Annotated in this window: 15 protein-coding genes and 2 pseudogenes; 9 read left to right on the plus strand and 8 right to left on the minus strand. The window is 66.9% G+C overall.

Features of this window, described 5'->3' with window-relative positions:
* From FKP22_RS05205 to FKP22_RS05220, 4 genes are all read left to right on the plus strand, one after another.
* A partial coding sequence (locus FKP22_RS05205; protein WP_211361307.1) for a gamma-glutamyltransferase family protein occupies positions 1-975 on the plus strand: 975 nt, incomplete at its 5' end.
* 7 nt (positions 976-982) lie between these two features.
* Positions 983-1,828: a GNAT family N-acetyltransferase gene (locus FKP22_RS05210; RefSeq protein ID WP_141285860.1), complete on the plus strand. Its 846-nt coding sequence runs from the start codon at positions 983-985 to the stop codon at positions 1,826-1,828.
* Complete coding sequence (locus FKP22_RS05215; protein WP_141285862.1) at positions 1,825-2,808, plus strand: DMT family transporter; 984 nt, start codon at positions 1,825-1,827, stop codon at positions 2,806-2,808. The genes FKP22_RS05210 and FKP22_RS05215 overlap by 4 nt, the downstream gene beginning before the upstream one ends.
* A gap of 31 nt (positions 2,809-2,839) precedes the next feature.
* Complete coding sequence (locus FKP22_RS05220) at positions 2,840-3,628, plus strand: SDR family oxidoreductase (protein ID WP_141285864.1); 789 nt, start codon at positions 2,840-2,842, stop codon at positions 3,626-3,628.
* Position 3,629: 1 nt separating this feature from the next.
* Here the strand turns inward: FKP22_RS05220 and FKP22_RS31830 are convergent, their stop codons facing one another.
* Positions 3,630-4,931, minus strand: a complete 1,302-nt coding sequence (locus tag FKP22_RS31830; RefSeq protein WP_310733305.1) for a DUF3466 family protein — start codon at positions 4,929-4,931, stop codon at positions 3,630-3,632.
* A 90-nt stretch (positions 4,932-5,021) separates the two neighbouring features.
* Here FKP22_RS31830 and FKP22_RS33700 point away from each other — a divergent pair, with 90 nt between their 5' ends.
* Positions 5,022-5,315 carry an SDR family oxidoreductase gene (locus FKP22_RS33700; protein WP_231011183.1) on the plus strand — a complete coding sequence of 98 codons (294 nt, stop codon included), beginning with the start codon at positions 5,022-5,024 and terminating at the stop codon, positions 5,313-5,315.
* Here FKP22_RS33700 and FKP22_RS05235 read toward each other — a convergent pair.
* The gene (locus FKP22_RS05235) at positions 5,208-6,287 is read right to left on the minus strand and encodes a DUF3466 family protein (protein ID WP_170200758.1); all 1,080 of its coding nucleotides are present in this window, start codon (positions 6,285-6,287) and stop codon (positions 5,208-5,210) included. The two genes, FKP22_RS33700 and FKP22_RS05235, sit on opposite strands and share 108 nt — an antisense overlap.
* 421 nt (positions 6,288-6,708) lie before the next feature.
* Between FKP22_RS05235 and FKP22_RS05240 the strand changes: the two genes are divergently transcribed.
* Positions 6,709-7,911 (plus strand): hypothetical protein, encoded by a 1,203-nt coding sequence (locus tag FKP22_RS05240; protein WP_141285868.1) that lies wholly within the window; start codon positions 6,709-6,711, stop codon positions 7,909-7,911.
* Positions 7,912-7,917: 6 nt separating this feature from the next.
* Here the strand turns inward: FKP22_RS05240 and FKP22_RS05245 are convergent, their stop codons facing one another.
* The 5 genes from FKP22_RS05245 to FKP22_RS05265 all read right to left on the minus strand — a co-directional run bounded on the left by FKP22_RS05245 (position 7,918) and on the right by FKP22_RS05265 (position 13,459).
* Complete coding sequence (locus FKP22_RS05245; protein WP_141285869.1) at positions 7,918-8,139, minus strand: YbdD/YjiX family protein; 222 nt, start codon at positions 8,137-8,139, stop codon at positions 7,918-7,920.
* On the minus strand, positions 8,136-10,202 hold the full coding sequence (locus FKP22_RS05250; RefSeq protein WP_141285870.1) for a carbon starvation CstA family protein: 2,067 nt from the start codon (positions 10,200-10,202) through the stop codon (positions 8,136-8,138). The genes FKP22_RS05245 and FKP22_RS05250 overlap by 4 nt, the downstream gene beginning before the upstream one ends.
* 254 nt (positions 10,203-10,456) lie before the next feature.
* The gene (locus FKP22_RS05255) at positions 10,457-11,113 is read right to left on the minus strand and encodes a response regulator transcription factor (protein WP_141285872.1); all 657 of its coding nucleotides are present in this window, start codon (positions 11,111-11,113) and stop codon (positions 10,457-10,459) included.
* Positions 11,110-12,507, minus strand: a complete 1,398-nt coding sequence (locus FKP22_RS05260; protein ID WP_141285874.1) for a cache domain-containing protein — start codon at positions 12,505-12,507, stop codon at positions 11,110-11,112. The genes FKP22_RS05255 and FKP22_RS05260 overlap by 4 nt, the downstream gene beginning before the upstream one ends.
* Positions 12,508-12,544: 37 nt before the next feature.
* Complete coding sequence (locus FKP22_RS05265; protein WP_141285876.1) at positions 12,545-13,459, minus strand: DMT family transporter; 915 nt, start codon at positions 13,457-13,459, stop codon at positions 12,545-12,547.
* A gap of 97 nt (positions 13,460-13,556) precedes the next feature.
* On the opposite strand from FKP22_RS05265, the gene FKP22_RS05270 reads away from it, so the two are divergent.
* The gene (locus FKP22_RS05270; RefSeq protein WP_141285878.1) at positions 13,557-14,549 is read left to right on the plus strand and encodes a quinone oxidoreductase family protein; all 993 of its coding nucleotides are present in this window, start codon (positions 13,557-13,559) and stop codon (positions 14,547-14,549) included.
* Between the two features lie 9 nt (positions 14,550-14,558).
* On the opposite strand, the gene FKP22_RS05275 is transcribed toward FKP22_RS05270, so the two are convergent.
* A complete protein-coding gene (locus FKP22_RS05275) occupies positions 14,559-15,425 on the minus strand; it encodes a hypothetical protein (RefSeq protein WP_141285880.1) in 867 nt (288 codons plus the stop codon).
* Positions 15,426-15,789: 364 nt separating this feature from the next.
* Here FKP22_RS05275 and FKP22_RS34485 point away from each other — a divergent pair.
* A pseudogene (locus tag FKP22_RS34485) lies at positions 15,790-16,920 on the plus strand (PAS domain S-box protein); the annotation flags it as partial.
* A 153-nt stretch (positions 16,921-17,073) separates the two neighbouring features.
* Positions 17,074-17,412 (plus strand): annotated as a pseudogene (locus FKP22_RS34575) (ATP-binding protein); the annotation flags it as partial.
* Between the last annotated feature and the right edge of the window lie 57 nt (positions 17,413-17,469).

A 17,469-nucleotide genomic window follows, 5' to 3' on the forward strand; every position in this document is an offset into this window, starting at 1 on the left:
GGCGAGATCGCCGAGGCGCTGGCCGCCGCCGCAAAGGCGCAAGGCGGCGCGATGACGGTGGCCGACCTGGCCGGCCACCAGCCCGAGTGGGTCGATCCCATCGGCATGGATTACCTGGGCCACCGGCTGCACGAAATTCCGCCGAACGGGCAGGGCATTGCCGCGCTGATCGCGCTGGGCATCCTGAAGCAGTGGGACCACGCATCGCTGCCCATCGACTGCGCCGAGGCCCAGCACCTGCAGATCGAAGCGATGAAGCTGGCCTTCGCGGATGTGTACCGCTTCGTTGCAGAGCCCGGCGCAATGGCCGTCACGGCGGAACAGCTGCTGGAGCCGGCCTACCTCGCCGAGCGCGCGAAGCTGATCGACCCTGCGAAGGCCCAGGACTTCGGCGCTGGCAATCCCGTCAAGGGCGGCACCATCTACCTGACCGCCGCCGATGAAGAAGGCCGCATGGTCAGCTTCATCCAGAGCAACTACATGGGTTTCGGCTCCGGCGTTGTGCTGCCCGAGTGGGGCATCAGCCTGCAGAACCGCGGCCATGGTTTTTCGCTGGACCCGGCGAGCGCGAATGTCGTTGCGCCGGCCAAGCGCCCGTTCCATACCATCATCCCGGCCTTCCTGACGAAGGACGGCCAGCCGGTGATGAGCTTTGGCGTGATGGGCGCGAACATGCAGCCACAGGGGCACCTGCAGACCCTCGTGCGCATGCTGGCGCATGGCCAGAACCCGCAGGCCGCCTGCGACGCGCCGCGCTGGCGCTACAACCAAGGCCTGTCGCTGAACGTCGAGGCCCACATTGCGCCTGCCGTGCTCGCGGGGCTGCGCGCGCGTGGCCACCAGATCGAGCAGATCAACGACAGCTACCAGGACTTCGGCGCCGGCCAGTTCATCTGGCGTCTTGGCGACCCCGCGGTGGACGGCTTTGTCGCCGCAAGCGATCCCCGCCGCGACGGCGCCGCCGTCGGCTTCTGACCCCCGCATGAAATTTCAAGACCTGCGTGCCGCTTGGCGCACCGACTTCATCCTGCACCGCTTCGACGCCGAGTTGATCGAACGCGACGACTGCCTGGTCGTTCGCACCCCCGCCAACCCCAACTTCTACTGGGGCAACTTCCTCGCGCTGCCGCATACGCCGGCTGATGGCGACCTGGCGCATTGGCTGGGCCGTTTCGACGACGAAGTGGCCGCCGGCCGGCCCGAAGTGCGGCATGTGGCCTTTGCCTTCAACAGCGACGCGCCGCCGCCCGACGCGCTGCCGAGCTGGCGCGCCGCAGGCTTCGAGCGCTACGACAGCGAGGTGCTGGCGCTTCACCGCGGTGAACTGCAGCGGCCTCCTGCGCCGCGCGGCGAAGTCCTCGTCCGGCCTGTCGATTGGGCCCAGGATTTGCCCGCGCTGGTGGCGCTGCAATGCACCGACACCGACGGCCACGCGCCAGCCGGTTACCGCCGTTTCCGCGAGCGCCAGATGGCGCGCTATGCGGCAATGCAGCGCAGCGGCATTGCCGAGTGGTTCGGCGTCTGGTGCGATGGCGTTTTGGCGGCCGACTGCGGCCTGCTGCGGGACAGTGAAGTGGGCCGCTTCCAGCACGTCGAGACGCACCCGGACTGGCGCCGCCGCGGCCTGTGCCGCTCGCTGGTCGCCGCGGTCTGCGAATGGGGGTTCGCGAACTGGGACCTGCAGCGCCTGCTGATGAAGGCCGATCCAGACGATGTGGCGATTGGCATCTACCGCTCGGTCGGCTTCCAGGGCTTCGACCGCGACTGGGCGCTGCAGCGGCGCGCACCGGACGACGGTGGCCTCGCAGTCCTGGAGACCGAAGCATGAGCGGCGCCGCCTCGTCCTCCTCGGCCAGCCTCGCCCAGCCGCACCCGCTGCGCACCGGCCTGCCGCTGGCTTTTGCCGGCGCCATCGCGTTTTCCGGCAAGGCCATCATCGTCAAGCTGGCCTACCGGCACGGCGTGGACGCGGTCACGCTGATCATGCTGCGCATGCTGTTCGCGCTGCCGTTTTTCCTGCTGCTTTCGTGGTGGGCCGGGCGCGGCAAACCCGCGCTGGGTCTGCGCGACTGGCTGGCCATCCTCGGCCTGGGCTTTTCCGGCTACTACCTGGCCAGCCTGCTGGACTTCATGGGCCTGGCCTACATCAGCGCCAGCCTGGAGCGGCTGATCCTCTACCTCGGCCCGACCATCGTGCTGGTGATGTCGGTGTTGCTGGGCCGGCAGCGCTTCACGCCGCGCGCGGTGCTGGCCATGCTGGTCAGCTACGCCGGCACGCTGCTGGTCTTCGGCAGCGAGATGAGCCTGCAAGGCACGCACACCGTGCTGGGCGGCCTGCTGGTGTTTGGCAGCGCGATCAGCTATGCGTGCTACCTGGTTGCCAGCGGTGAAGTCGTCAAGCGGGTCGGCTCACTGCGCCTCACGGGTCTGGCCTCCACGGTGGCCTGCGGCCTGTGCATCGCGCATTTCCTGGTGACCCGGCCGATCAGCGGGCTGGCCGAAGTGCAGCCTGCGGTGCTGTGGTTGTCGGTGCTGAACGCGACCGCCTGCACCGTCGCGCCTGTCCTGATGACGATGATGGCCATCGAACGCCTGGGCCCCACGCTGACCGCGCAAGCCGGCATGATCGGCCCGATGAGCACCATCTTCATGGGCATTGCCCTGCTGGGCGAAAGCTTCACGCCGGTGCTGCTGCTGGGCACGGCGCTGGTGCTCAGCGGCGTCTGGATCGTCACCCGTTCGCGCACACCGGCTGCGGCCACCGTCGCGCCGCCGGGCGCGCCGGCCGAGCCAACCGTCGAGCGCTGAATCTCAACTCTTCAATGGAGCACAACACATCATGGATCTGGGGCTGAACGGCAAATGGGCGCTGGTTTGCGCCGCCAGCAAGGGGCTGGGCAAGGGTTGCGCGCAGGCGCTGGCGGCCGAAGGCGTCAACGTGGTCATCACCGCCCGCGGTGCCGAGGCGCTGGCCGCCACCGTGGCCGAATTGCGCGCATCGAACCCGTCCGTGCAGGTGCGTGGCGTGGTGGGGGACATCACCACCGCCGAAGGCCGCGCCAACGCGCTGGCCGCCTGCCCGCAGGTCGACATCCTGGTCAACAACGCAGGCGGCCCACCGCCCGGCGATTTCCGCGACTGGGACCGCGACGTGTGGATCGCCGCGCTGGACGCGAACATGCTCACGCCCATCGAGCTGATCAAGGCCGTGGTGGACGGCATGGCCGAACGCGGCTTCGGCCGCGTCGTGAACATCACCTCTGGCGCCGTCAAGGCCCCCATCGCCACGCTGGGCCTGTCCAATGGCGCCCGCAGCGGCCTGACCGGCTTCGTCGCCGGCCTGGCCCGCCAGCCGCAGCTGGCTGCGCGCAACGTGACGATCAACAACCTGCTGCCCGGCGCCTTCGACACCGAGCGCCTGCAGAAAACGATGGCCGGCGCCGCCGCCACCAGCGGCCGCCCGGTCGAATCCATGCGCGACCAACGCCGCCTCGCCATCCCGGCCCAGCGCTTCGGCACCGCCGAAGAGTTCGGCGCCGCCTGTGCCTTTCTGTGCAGCGTGCAGGCGGGCTACATCACGGGGCAGAACGTGCTGCAGGATGGTGGGTCGTTTGGGGGGGCGATGTGACTTACTGAGGGGTCAGCAGATAGAGCTTCTTGTCGCTGCCCTTGGCGACAATTTGGCCCTTCTTGTTGATGACCCTGGCGTAGTTGAGCATTGCCCCCTCGGGCAGACCGCTTGCCACGGTGTTGAGGTCCACAAAGTCGCTGCAGTCGCCGGAGCAGACGAAGGCCGCCGTGGTGCCCCGGTCGTCTCGCGTGTACTGGCCAACAATCTGGCCATGACTGTTCACGTCATAAGCGATCGATGAGTACGGCCCCGGGGTGCCCAGATCACGCATGACCTTGCTGTGCATGTCATAGACAAATGCACGGTTGTAGCCACTACCAGCAGTCTTCGAGTAGCCCACGATCAGTCCCTTGTCGCTGATCGCTCGCGCCCAACTGCCGCCGCCGCCCAGGGTGCCTAGGGCGACAAAGTGGTAGCTCGGCGGTTTGGCGTAAAACGCACGCACATTCATCGAATCTGCAGGCGACAAGCCATAACCGGCGATGACACCCTTGCCGTTGATTGCCATTGGCATCGTGAAGCTGCCGCCCATCCCGCCAATGTCGATCAAGCGGTTGTCGGTCAAGCTGGATATGAAGACATGGCTGTCGCCCGACGCCACCGTGGAGACGCCAACAATTTGTCCTGCGTCATTGATCCCCGCCGCGTAGGCGTAGTCACCACCGAGCGTACCGAGATCTGTCAGCGCGGAATCGCCCGGCCGGCGCAATACAGCGTGGTAAATCAGGTCACCCAGCAATGTGGCTTCTCCCACAACAACACCGTTGTTGTTGATGCCCCACCCATAGCTGTCCGTCCCGCCTAGCAGGCCAAGGTCGGTGCCCTTCTTTCCATTTGCTTCCGTGCTGAAGCCGACAGAGAAGAGTTCGTCCTCCGTATAGCAACCACCCGAGAGTTGACCCGCGTCGTTGATACCGGCGGCATCGCAACCGTGGCCGATGTCGTGGGGCAGTTTCAATTGCTTGGCAACGTAGGTCACCGCATAAGCGGGCAGGGCGCACAAAACGGTGATGGCCGCGAGCACTGCGGCTGTCTTGAGAAGGGGGAAAGGCGCGTGAAGGTGCATGACAAATCCTCTGGGAAATTCACTTCGTAACATCGGCTCGGCAGGGGCGGACCGCTGGCATGGTATCGATTCGGCCACTTCGCAGGGATCCACAATCGCGTGGAGAATTCGGCGCCGCGGGCGTACTGCAACATGCCGTGCCGGGCGACCGCACCACGGTGAAAGCTGCGGGCGCGATACGCTGGCGACTGGACCGGCTCGCCAGCCGCAACTGGCCGCCCGCAGCGTGACCATCAACAACCTGCTGCCTGGCGCCTTCGACACCGCGCCTGCAGAAAGAACACGGCCGGCGCGGCGGCCACCAGCGGCCGCCCGGTCGAATCCATGCGCGACCAATGCCTCCTCGCCATCCCCGCCCAGCGTTTTGGCACTGCGGAAGAATTCGGCGCCGTCTGCGCCTTCCTGTGCAGCGTGCAGGCGGGCTACGTCACTGCGCAGATCGTGCTGCAGGATGGTGGGTCGTTTGGGTGTGAACTCCAATGCGCGGCTCAAGCTCGCTGCACAGCGGGGTTACTGCTGCGGCGTCAACAGGTAGGCGTAGCCGTCACTGCCGTGCGCGACGATGCGGCCTTTCTTGTTGATGATCCTGGCGGAGGTCAACAGGACGCCCTCCGGTAGCCCGCCGGTCACCGTATTCAAGTCAACGAAGTCGCTGCAGTCGCCGGAACACATGAAAGGCGCGTAGGTCACCCCGTCTGCGAGGAGGTAGCTGCCGACCACTTGGCCATGATTGTTCACCCCGTAGGCACGCGTATTCAGGCCGGCAGGCGTGCCGAGGTCTTTCATCACGCCACCTTGATTGATGTCGGCGATGAAAGCGCGGCGGAAGCTGCTGGAGTCGATCTTGGAGTATCCGACCACCAGCCCGTTGTCGCTGATGGCTGTCGCAAGGCTGATCGCACCGCCCAGTGTCCCGAGGTCAATGAACTTGTATTTCGGCGGCTTGGCGTAGAACGCGTGCGTGTAGTTCGGACTTGCGGCTGTGTAGCCATAGCCTGCGATGACGCCTTTGCCGTTGATGCCAACTGGGGTACTGGAAGTTACGTCATTCACGGCGCCGAGATTCACCAATCGCGTGTCAGCCAAACTGGCGACGAAGATCTGTCCCTGGGCATCGTCGGCGGTGTACGAGTAGCCCACGATTTGACCGTTGTCATTGATGCCAGCCGCGTAGGCGTAGCTTCCTCCCAGCGTGCCGAGGTCGGTCAAACCGGCGTCGCCAGGCTTGCGCAACACGGCGTGGTAGATCACATCGCCCGGCAGCGTAGCTTCGCCGACCACAACGCCGTTGTTGTTGATGTCATAGCCATAGCTGTCGATCCCGCCGAGCAGCCCGAAGTCCGTCGGCTTCTTGCCTTTGGCTTCGGTCACGGAACCGACGGAGAACAGCTCATCTGCTGTGAAGCAGCCTCCGGAAAGCTGTCCGGCATCGTTGATGCCAGCAACGTTGCATCCGGCGCCAATGTCATGGGTCAACTTCACCCGCTGTGCCGTGTAGGTCGCAGCTTGGGCAGGCAAGGCGAAAGACATGGCCATGGCACAGATGGCCGCAGCCGCGGTAAGGCGGCGCAGGGGCGCGTGAACACGCATGGAAATTCCCTCCAGAAAGTTCGCTTCTTGATTGATGTGTCGCGGCAGCGGGCTGCCTGGCAGCATGCTAACGAAAGGGGTGCTGGCGATGCCATCCCCAATCGGTAGGTCCACGGGCCCGGCAGGCAGCGCGCTTGCGCGAAACCGGCGCTTCCTTGCGGAACGTGCGGGCACCTTCGCGGGAAAACCCCGAATCAAACGCCGTGCTTATGCGTTGTGCGCTGCAACAGCTTGCCGTATGGTTGATTTGTTCATGCCACAGGCCGCCTCGACCGGCCACAGCAAGGAGCGAGCAGGCCCTCACCCGTGACCACAGCGCGGGGCTTGCGGGGCACTCGGCGCGCACATGCAAGCACACGTTGGGTCCGAGCTGTACCGCCTCCCTGAAAACTCACCGGCCCGCCTGGCCTGTGACTGGCTGATGGGCCAGATCGGAGACGCGGCGCAGGCCTTGAGGCTGCTGCGTCCGCCAGACGCTGGTGTGGCCGCGCCGGCAGGCGACACGCTGGAACTGCTGGTCTTCGACCATGGCACGAATGCGCGGCAACAGCGCTGTTGGCCCCCTGGCATGGCCGATGGCAAACGGCTGCCTTCGCTGGACCTGACCCGATTGCCTGCGGCCTGGCTGGCCGAGCCTGGCCGCCTGGCTTGCGCCGACTTGCTGACTCACCGCATGGCGCAGGCCGTTTTGCTGGACGCGCCCCCGGTGCAAGCCCTGCTGGCTCGCCAGCTGGCAGCTTCGCTGGAATACGCCCATGCGCCTGCCGCGCGCGCCGCGCGCTGTGCCAGCTTCGCCGAGGGGGCACGCTTCGCGGTGGTGCAGGCTGGCGCAAGCCAGGCCTTTCCAGGCCTTGCCCGGCTGTGGTTCCAGAAAGCCCATGCGGCCGCGCTCGCGCTGCTGCTGGACGGCTGCGGTCGCTGGTGCCCGGCCGTGGACACGCAGGCACCGGCCTGCTGGCCAGAGGCCGAGGCACTGCTGGGCATGGCGTTGGCCGAAGACTGGACCAGCGCATTGGGTCTGGATGGCGACCCCGCGCGGCTGGCCACGCCGCTGCGCCGCATGCAGATGCTGCTGCTGCGGGACTGCCTGCGGATGACCCCGGACGATGCACGCTGGCCGGCCAGCGTGTCCACCAGCATTCGCTGGGCCTATGCGTACTGGCATGACCCGCGGGAACTGGAAACCAGGCTTGTCGCGGCACAGTTGTTGGCCAACGCAGGGCAGCCCGCGCAGGCCGTTTTCCAGTTGCGCGAAGTGGGGTTTGCGCTGGCGCGGGTGGCGATGCTGCGTCAACGGGCGCGCGAGCGCTGGTCGCAGCCCTTGCAGTTCGACCAACCGGAATGCGACGTTGCGCAGGACCTGTTCAAGCACCACCCGGACATGCTGGACGAGTTGCAGCAGGTGCTGGATGGACCCTCGGCCTTGTCCGGCGGGTCGCTGGCGCCGATGCTGAACCTGTTGGCTCGACAGCGCGAGGCCACCCAAGCCGTGCTGACGAGCCACGACCCGGCGTTGGCCGCTGGCTTGGCGGCCGCGCCGGACTGGGCCCTGGATGCACCGCTGCCCGACCCGCCGATGCCCAGTCCTGCCAGCGCCTTCGTGGGCATCGGGCTGGGTGCGTGACGAACCTCAGCAGCAGCGGCCGACCCGGCTGCTGTAACGCGCTTCAAGCCGTTCGCGGAAAAACTGCTCGTAGCTCATCGCCGGCTGGTCCGGGTGGGTGGCTTCCATGTGGCTGAGGTAGGCGTCGTAATCCGGCAGGCCCACCATCAGCCGGAAGGACTGGGCCAGGTAGCGTCCTGCACGGCTCAAGTCCTGACCCAGGCGCTCTACCTTGGCGGCCGTGGTCATGCCTTCGCCCCCAAAGCCAGCGGCTGGAACGGCACTTCGCTGGTCGTCGGCCGGCTGGCGGCGCGCGCGGCCAGCGAGGCCTTCACGCTGTAGACCAGCACGCTGAGCACCACGAACATGAACAGGCCGCAGAGCACGGCGTCCAGCCGGTCGTTGAAGACGATGCGGGCCATGGCTTCGGGGGTCTTCGCGGGGGCCAGCAAGTGGCCCTGGGCCAGTGCTTCAGAGAACTTCGCGGCGTGGGCCAGGAAGCCCACCTTCGCGTCGGCCGAGAAGATCTTCAGCCAGCCGGCCGTCAGCGTGCAGGCCAGCAGCCAGGCGGCCGGCACGATGGTGGTCCAGGCGTAGCGGTCCTTCTTCATCTTGAACAGCACCACCGTGCCCAGCAGCAAGGCGACGGCGGCCAGCATCTGGTTGGAGATGCCGAACAGCGGCCACAGCGTGTTGATGCCGCCCAGCGGATCGACCACGCCCTGGTGCAGGAAATAGCCCCAGGCGGCCACGCACAGGCCGGTGGCAATCAGGTTGGCCGGCAGCGATTCGGTGCGCTTCAAGGCCGGCACGAAGGTGCCCAGCAGGTCCTGCAGCATGAAGCGGCCGGCGCGGGTGCCAGCGTCCACGGCGGTGAGGATGAACAGCGCCTCGAACAGGATCGCGAAGTGGTACCAGAAGGCCATCATGGCCTTGCCGCCGATGACCTGGTGCAGGATGTGCGCCATGCCCACGGCCAGCGTGGGTGCGCCACCGGCACGCGCCAGGATGGTGTTCTCGCCCACGTCCTTGGCGGTCTGGATCAGCACGTCCGGCGTGATGACAAAGCCCCAGGTCGACAGCGTGGCCGCCACCGCTTCGGGCGTGCTGCCCACCAGCGCAGCCGGGCTGTTCATCGCGAAGTACACGCCCGGCTGGATGACGGATGCCGCCACCAGCGCCATCACCGCGACAAAGCTCTCGGCCAGCATGCCGCCGTAGCCGATGAAGCGCGCGTGCGTCTCGTTTTCCAGCATCTTCGGCGTGGTGCCGGAGGCGATCAGCGCATGGAAGCCGGAGACCGCCCCGCAGGCGATGGTGATGAACAGGAAGGGGAACAGGCTGCCCGCCCACACCGGGCCGTTGCCCTGCGCGAACTGGGTGAACTTCGGCATCTGCAGGTCCGGCGCCACGATCAGGATGCCGATGGCCAGCGCGACGATGGTGCCGATCTTCAGGAAGGTGGACAGGTAGTCCCGCGGCGCCAGCAGCAGCCACACCGGCAGCACCGAGGCGACGAAGCCGTAGCCGATCAGCATCCAGGTCAGGGCCTTGCCGTCGAAGGTGAACAGCGGCGCCAGGGCAGGGCTCTCATGCACCCACTGGCCGCCGAGGATGGCCAGCATCAGCAGCACGAAGCCGATCAGCGAAACCTCGCCGATGCGGCCCGGCCGGATCCAGCGCAGGTACACGCCCATGAACAGCGCCACCGGGATGGTGGCCGCCACCGTGAAGGTGCCCCAGGGCGAATTCGCCAGCGCCTTCACCACGATGAGTGCCAGCACCGCCAGGATGATGATCATGATCATGAAGGCGCCGAACAGCGCGATCACGCCGGGCACCGGCCCCATCTCCTGCTTGATCAGGTCGCCCAGCGAGCGGCCGTCGCGGCGGGTGGAGATGAACAGCACGACGAAGTCCTGCACCGCACCGGCGAAGACCACGCCGGCCAGGATCCACAGCAGGCCCGGCAGGTAGCCCATCTGTGCGGCCAGCACCGGGCCGACCAGCGGGCCGGCGCCGGCAATCGCGGCGAAGTGGTGGCCGTAGAGCACGTAGCGGTTGGTCGGCACGTAGTCCAGCCCGTCGTTGTGGCGCCAGGCGGGCGTCTGCCGTTTCTCATCCAGCCCGAGCACGCGGTAGGCCAGGAACAGGCTGTAGTAGCGGTAGGCGATCAGGTAGACGCTGACCGCGGCGACCACGATCCACAAGGCGCTGACGGCCTCGCCGCGCCCGAGCGCGACCGTGGCCAATGCAAATGCGCCGAGCACGGCAACGGCAAGCCACGGCAGGTGGCGGCGGATGTTCAACACGGATGTCTCCTCGAAGCTCGCGGCGCGGTGTCCGGTGACACGAAACGGCCGACGTTGATGTGGGCTTCGAGTGTGGCAATCGACCGGCGCAGATTCATCGGCGCCACTGCGCAGGCCATGCGCGCAGGACCACGTAGGTGACAACCCTGATTAGGCTCGCCGATACCAGGTGGGAGCACCCGCAAAGCGATCCAACGGCACGCCTTCAATCAATCAGGCGCCAACTGATGGAAGCGCCAACTGTCATGTGATCGTCAACCCTCCGGCAAGCGCTTCCCATGCTCCACCGCATACTTGATCAGCTCCGCCTGGCCTTCGATGCCCAGCTTGCGCTTGATGCTTTGCCGGTGGGTTTCGACGGTGCGCACACTCAGGTTCAGCGCTGAGGCGATGTGTTTGCTGGACTCGCCTCGGCCCAGGGCGGAGAGGATTTCGCTTTCGCGCGGGGTGAGCAGCGGACGAGGGGCCTGGTTGCGGAACAGGCCTTTGGAGACGGCGGGGCTGAGGAAGGTGCCGCCGGCGGAGACGGCTTCGATGGCGGCGACGATCTCGGTTGCCGGCGCGTCCTTCAGCACGTAGCCACGGGCGCCGGCCTGCAGGGCGCGCTGCACGTACTCGGGGTTGTCGTACATGCTCAGCATCAGCACTTTGAGCTGCGACTCGCGCTGCAACAGCAGCGTGGTCAGCTCGATGCCGTTCATGTCCTTCATGCCCACGTCCATCAGTACCAGGTGAGGCCGCAAGCGGGTCATCTGTTCCAGCGCTTCGAGCGCGCTGCCGGCTTCTCCCAACTCGGTGATGCGGGCAATGCGCGAGAGCCGGGCGCGCAGGCCTTCGCGGACCAGCGGATGGTCGTCCACCAGCAGCACGCGCAGCGGCGAGGCGGGTTCGGGCGAGAGCTGGTCGTTCATGTGCGTGCCGTTTCGGTGGGGCGCAGCCGCGCGAGCGCGCGCTGCGGCACGTGGGCCTGCACCTGCGTGCCGCCCTCGGGTTGCGAGTGGACCTCGAACTGGCCGCCGATCGTGTCCAGCCGCTCGCGCATGTTGCGCAGGCCGATGCCGCGCGTGGGCGCCTGCATGACCTGCTCGACCTCGAAGCCGCGGCCGTCGTCGGCAATCTCCAGGCTCACGCTGCCATCGGCCGCAAAGCCAAGCGTGACCTGCACCGCATGGGCGTGACCATGCTTGGCCACGTTGGTCAGCGCCTCCTGGGCCATGCGGAACAGCGCGGTGTTGACCTCCTCAGGCAGCTCCACGGCCTCACCATCGACCGCCACGTCCACCGCCGGCAGGCCGTGGCCCTCGAACTCGCGCGCCAGGTGGGCCAGCGCCGCAGGCAGGCCCAGCGTGTCCAGCAGCGCAGGGCGCAGCCGGTGCGAGATGCGGCGCACTTCGGTGAGCGTCTCGTTGAGGCAGCTCAAGGCCTTGGGCAGCGTGGCCGGCAGCGGGCGCTGGCTGCCGTCGTGGGCCATGTCGTCCAGCGCCGATTCGATCATCAGCTTGGTCGACACCAGCGACTGGCTGGTGCCGTCGTGCAGCTCGCGGGCGAGGTAGGCGCGCTCGTCCTCCTGGGACTGTACGACCTGCCGGGCCAGCAGCCGCAGCTTGGTCTCGGCGTCCTTGTACTGGCTGAGGTTCAGCATCAGCCCGGTGGCGCTGATCAGGCCAACACCCAGCACCGCCATGCCGGCAATCCACAGCAGCGTGCTGCGCACATTGGCGCTGACCTGGCGGTCCAGCTGCGCCAGCGTGGCCTGGATGTCGTCCAGGTACAGCCCCGTGCCCAGCATCCAGTTCCAGCGCTGCAGGGCGACCACGTAGCCGAGCTTGGGCGCCATCTGGCCGGTGGAGGGCTTGCGCCACTGGTAGTCCACGAAGCCACCGCCTTGCCGGGCCTGGCCGACCAGCTGCTGGATCGTGGGCCGACCCTGGGCGTCCCGCAGTTCCCACAGGTTCTGGCCAACCAGCTCGGGCTGTCGCGAGTGCATCAGCGAGCGGCCCTGCAGGTCGTAGACGAAGAAGTAGCCGTCGCGCCCGTAGTTCAGCGAGCCCAGCAGGCGAATGGCCTCGGCGCGCGTGGCCTCGTCGTCGCGCCCGCTGTCGTAGAGCGGCTGCAGCGTGCTGACGGCCAGTTCCACGTAGTGCTGCAACTCGGCCTTGCGCGCGGTCATGTACTCCTGCTCGACCAGCGCCCGCTCGCGCTGGGCCAGGCCGCTGTCCTGGTGCAGCACGGTGGCAGCGATCAGCGCCAGCGTCACCAGCAGCGGCAGCGCGGCGAGCAGCAGGAACTTGTGCTTGAGTTGCATGCGCGAATTGTCGCGCTGCGCGTGGGCCTGCCGGTTTTCAGCGCCGGGACGAGATGAGGATGCCGACGACGATCAGCGCAAACGCCGCGCCGTGGAACCACTGCGGCCACTCGCCCAGCATTGCCGCCGACAGCAGCGCGGCGAAGACCGGCGTGAGGTTGACGAAAAACGCGGCGATGGCCGGGCCGACGGTGGACACGCCCAGGCCCCAGCAGCGGTAGGCGATCAAGGACGGGCCGACGGCCACGTACAGCAGGATCACCGGCACCCAGGGCGTCCAGTGCCAGCGGGCGTCGGCCACCAGGGTTTCGACGCCGGTGGCGGCGCCGCTCCACAGCAGGCCAAACGCAATCTGCACCAGCAGGAAGCCGGCCCAGTCCCAGTCCGGCCGCTGCTCGCCCTGCATGCTGGCTGGCGGCCGGGCCAGCAGCCAGGAATAAAAGCCCCAGCTGATGATGGCCAGCAGCATCAGCAGGTCGCCTGACACGAAGCGCAGCGCCAGCAGCCGCTCGGGTTCGCCGCGGCAGATGACCAGCGCCACGCCCAGCAGCGACAGCAGCGCGCCCACCACGTCCTGCCGCCGCGGCGCAATGCGGTAGACCAGCGCGCCGATGGCCAGCATCCAGACGGGAGAGCTGGCGGTGATCAGCGTGGCATTCAGCGGCGTGGAGCTGTGCAGCGCCAGGTACTGCAGCGCGTTGTAGCTGCCCATGCCGAGCAGGCCCAGCAGCGACAGGTAGCGCCAGCGGGCGCGGATGGTGGCGAGGTCGCGGAAAGCCGCCTTGCCCAGCGGCCACAGCAGCGCAAAGGCCAGCAGCCAGCACGCCAGGTTCAGCGCCACCGGCGGCACCGCGCCCACCGCCAGCCGGCCGACGACCGCGTTGCCGGCCCACAGCAGCGGCGGCAGCGTGAGCAACAGAGCCAGGCGAAGGGTCAGTGGCTGGTTGGGCATCGGACAACACAAAAGGCTGGCACGATAACCGACTACCTCTCTTGCAGCTGGCCTGCACCGCATTCCCCCAAAGATTCCCCCAAGGAGACTCCGACCCATGAGCTTGAGCAGCCGCACCATCGTGATCGACGCCTTTGGCGGCCCCGAACAACTTCGCCTCGTCGACCGCCCGGTTGGCGAACCCGGCCCCGGCGAGCTGCGCATCCGCCACCACGCGGTGGGCCTGAACTACATCGACGTCTACCAGCGCACCGGCCTCTACGCCAACCCGCTGCCGCTGTCGCTGGGCATGGAGGGTGCGGGCGTGGTCGAGGCGGTGGGCGAGGGCGTCACGCACCTGGCCGTGGGCGACCGCGCGGCCTATGCCAGCCAGCCGCCCGGCGCCTACTGCGAGCGCCGCGTGCTGCCGGCCAAGTGCGTGGTCAAGCTGCCGGACGCGATCAGCTTCGACGAAGGCGCAGCCATGATGCTCAAGGGCCTGACCGCGCAATACCTGCTGCGCGGCACGCTGCCGCAGGGCGGCCTGCAGGCGGGCGACTTCATCCTGTTCCATGCCGCGGCCGGTGGCGTGGGCCTGATCGCCTGCCAATGGGCCAAGGCGCTGGGCTACCAGCTGATCGGCACGGCAGGCAGCGACGAGAAATGCGCGCTGGCTCGCGAACTGGGCGCCGCTCACACCATCAACTACCGCACGGAAGACTTCGTCGCCAGGGTCAAGGAAATCACCGGCGGCAAGGGCGTGAAGGTGGTCTACGACTCGGTCGGTGCCGACACCTTCATGAAGTCGCTGGATTGCCTGCAGCCCTTCGGCCTGCTGGCCAACTTCGGCAACGCCTCAGGCAAGGTGCCGCCGCTGGACATCGGCCTGCTGGCCGCCAAGGGCTCGCTGTACGTGAGCCGCCCCACGCTGTTCACCCACATCGCCACCCGCGAGCGCACCCAGGCCATGGCAGACGACCTGTTCGGCATGGTCACCAGCGGTCAGGTGAAGATCCGCATCGACCAGCGCTACCCGCTGGCCGATGTGGCGCAGGCGCATCGCGACCTGGAAGCCCGCAAGACCACGGGTTGCAGCATCCTGCTGCCTTGAAGCGCCGGCTCAGGCCTGCGGCCTTTCCGGCCCGCAGCGCCTGAGCATCAACACGCCAATCGCCGCCGGCATCATCCATGGCACCGCCGGGATGCCGGCGACAAAGCCGGGCACGGTGTACCAGTGCGACATCGCCGCTTGCATGCTGGGGTAGGCCAGGCCCCGGGCGATCAGGAAGAACAGCCCGAGGCCGCTGAGCAGCAGGAAGGCCCATGTGGCGCCGCGGCCCAGCCAGCCCGCCTTCGACAGCGAGCGAGCGAAGGCCGCGGTCGCCAGGTAGGTCAAGACGCCAGCGAAGAACAGTGCGGTGATGGACAGCGCGTCCAGCGGCGTCAGTTCACGCAGGTGGCCCGAGACAGACGCTGTCCAGGACCAGCCCAGTTGCTCGGCCACATAGTCGTTGCGCTGGATGACGCAGAAGAGGAAATACAGCGGCGTGGCGAGCACCGCGCAGGCCAGGCCCAGCGTTGAATACAGCCGCTCACCGCCCGGCACAAGCGCCTCCCGCAGCACGATCAGCCCAGCGCCGACCAGGATCGAATTGATGGCCAGCAGCAAGAAGCGCAAGTCGTTTTCCGACGGCGGCTGTTCATGCGGCGGGCCGATGCCCAGCAGCAATGCAAACAGCACAAACGGTGCGATCAGCAGACAGCCGGCCACTGCCGGCAACTGGCCAACGGGTTCGGCGCTGCGCAGCCCGCGCGCACCGCCGAACCATGCCAACACGCAATTGAAGATCAACAAGCCGCCAACGAGGACTGGCCGAATGGAGGGCGCGTAGTCCGCGGTGTTGCCAAACAGCGCGAAGTTGGCCACCAGGCTGACCGCTAGCAACGCGCTGATGGCCGGATGGACGGAAGAGTGGCGTGCCTGCATTTTCAAGCTCCTGGTGAATCGCAGTGACGAACGACCGGGCCCGCGCCGCTGGGACGCGCGCACGGACCTTCTTGCTGTACGGAATCCGCCGGGCATTCAAGACATCCCGTGCCGGGCTGCCCGGCCATGGCCGGTGGATTCGTTGCGGACCCGCATCGACCGAATCGTGCGCTCACTGCCCTGCGCCAGGCTCAATCGTCTCCACATTGGGGGCATGGCACGCGGCTGATCGCGGGATCAGCGTATAACGGGTTTCAGTGCACACCGCATCTTCGGTCGCGCGATCCGCGAAAGGTACTGCTGTTCTACAAAGTGGCCTCTGACTACGCACCTTTCCGATCCTGTCGTTCCTGACTCCGCGCCAGTGGCTGAGTACATCACCGAGGTGCGCCGGCAGGCGGCCTTGCTCAAGACGGGCACGCTGCAGAACGCCATCTTCAACAGCGCCAACTTTTCGAGCATCGCCACCGATGCGAAGGGCGTCATCCAGATCTTCAACGTCGGCGCGGCCAAGATGCTGGGCTACGCGGCCATCGACGTGGTCAACAAGATCACGCCGGCCGACCTTTCAGATCCGCAGGAGCTGATTGCACGCGCTGCGGCGCTGAGCGTCGAACTCCAGATCCCGATTGCCCCCGGCTTCGAAGCCTTGGTGTTCAAGGCCTCACGTGGGATCGAAGACATCTACGAACTGACCTACATCCGCAAGGATGGCACCCGCTTGCCGGCGGTGGTGTCAGTGACGGCGCTGCGCGACGCTGGAGAAAGCGTCATCGGCTACCTGCTGATCGGCACCGACAACACCGCGCGTAAACAGGCAGAAGAGGCGCTGGCCAAAGCCGGCGCGCTGCAGGGCGCGATATTCAACAGTGCGATGTTCTCCAGCATCGCCACGGATGCCAAGGGCGTCATCCAGATCTTCAACGTCGGTGCCGAACGCATGCTCGGCTATGCCGCGGCAGAGGTCGTGAACAGGATCACGCCGGCCGACATCTCCGACCCGCAGGAGCTGATCGCCCGTGCCCAGGTCCTGAGTGCCGAGTTCTCCAGGACCATTTCCCCCGGGTTCGAAGCCCTGGTGTTCAAGGCCTCGCGCGGCATTGAAGACATCTATGAACTGACCAAGATCCGCAAGGACGGTAGCCGCTTTCCGGCGGTTGTTTCGGTGACCGCGCTGCGCGATGCCCAGGAAACCATCATTGGCTATCTCCTGATCGGCACCGACAACACGGTTCGCAAACGCCTGGCCGATGAAGTCGAGCAGCACCGCCGGCACCTGGAGCTCGAGTCGCGCCGTACCAACGCCGATCTGCAGGAGTTCACCTACGTTGCTTCGCACGACCTGCGCTCGCCGCTGCGCGGCATCGCCGATCTGATGGAATGGATCGCGGCCGACCTGGGCCCGGAACCGCCAGCCGAGGTCAAGCGCAACCTGGACCGCGTGAGCCAACGCATCGTGCGCATGGAGCGCTTGATCGACGACCTGCTGAGCTATGCGCGAGCCGGGCGCGCCGCCACTGAGTACGCTGTCGTCGACCTTGGCGCGATGGTCCGCGGCATTCTGGAGATGCAGCCGGCACCGCCGGGGTTCGTGGTTGAACTGGGGCTCGATATCGAGCCGTTCGAGACCATCGCCGCACCGCTGGAGACAGTGCTGCGCAACCTGATCGGCAACGCCATCAAGCACCATGATCGCATCGAAGGGCGTCTGCGTGTTGAGGCGCGGCACGACCGCAGCGACTGTGAAATCAGCGTCATCGACGATGGTCCGGGCGTGCCACTGCAGGCCCGCGAGCGCATCTTCAAATTGTTCCAGACCCTGACCTCGACCGAGCGTGGCAACTCGGGCATCGGCCTGGCGCTGAGCAAGCGCCTGATCGAGGTGCATGGCGGCCGCATCGAGCTGGTCTCGCCAGTCGAGTCCGGACGTGGCGCCTGCTTCCGCTTCTGGTGGCCCAGGCGGGCGCGCAAGGCTGGCAATGACTGAAGCCCTGGACCTTGCGATCCTGCTGGTGGAGGATGACGACGTCGCCGCCGAAGCGGT

The organism is Ideonella azotifigens, assembly GCF_006519715.1.
Taxonomy (GTDB): Bacteria; Pseudomonadota; Gammaproteobacteria; order Burkholderiales; family Burkholderiaceae_C; genus Ideonella; species Ideonella azotifigens.

Coding starts and splice junctions, on each gene's coding strand:
- FKP22_RS05210 (WP_141285860.1), top strand. CDS start 983: ATGAAATTTCAAGACCTGCGTGCCGCTTGGCGCACCGACTTCATCCTG.
- FKP22_RS05215 (WP_141285862.1), top strand. CDS start 1,825: ATGAGCGGCGCCGCCTCGTCCTCCTCGGCCAGCCTCGCCCAGCCGCAC.
- FKP22_RS05220 (WP_141285864.1), top strand. CDS start 2,840: ATGGATCTGGGGCTGAACGGCAAATGGGCGCTGGTTTGCGCCGCCAGC.
- FKP22_RS31830 (WP_310733305.1), bottom strand. CDS start 4,931: ATGGTCACGCTGCGGGCGGCCAGTTGCGGCTGGCGAGCCGGTCCAGTC.
- FKP22_RS33700 (WP_231011183.1), top strand. CDS start 5,022: ATGCGCGACCAATGCCTCCTCGCCATCCCCGCCCAGCGTTTTGGCACT.
- FKP22_RS05235 (WP_170200758.1), bottom strand. CDS start 6,287: ATGCGTGTTCACGCGCCCCTGCGCCGCCTTACCGCGGCTGCGGCCATC.
- FKP22_RS05240 (WP_141285868.1), top strand. CDS start 6,709: ATGGGCCAGATCGGAGACGCGGCGCAGGCCTTGAGGCTGCTGCGTCCG.
- FKP22_RS05245 (WP_141285869.1), bottom strand. CDS start 8,139: ATGACCACGGCCGCCAAGGTAGAGCGCCTGGGTCAGGACTTGAGCCGT.
- FKP22_RS05255 (WP_141285872.1), bottom strand. CDS start 11,113: ATGAACGACCAGCTCTCGCCCGAACCCGCCTCGCCGCTGCGCGTGCTG.
- FKP22_RS05260 (WP_141285874.1), bottom strand. CDS start 12,507: ATGCAACTCAAGCACAAGTTCCTGCTGCTCGCCGCGCTGCCGCTGCTG.
- FKP22_RS05265 (WP_141285876.1), bottom strand. CDS start 13,459: ATGCCCAACCAGCCACTGACCCTTCGCCTGGCTCTGTTGCTCACGCTG.
- FKP22_RS05270 (WP_141285878.1), top strand. CDS start 13,557: ATGAGCTTGAGCAGCCGCACCATCGTGATCGACGCCTTTGGCGGCCCC.
- FKP22_RS05275 (WP_141285880.1), bottom strand. CDS start 15,425: ATGCAGGCACGCCACTCTTCCGTCCATCCGGCCATCAGCGCGTTGCTA.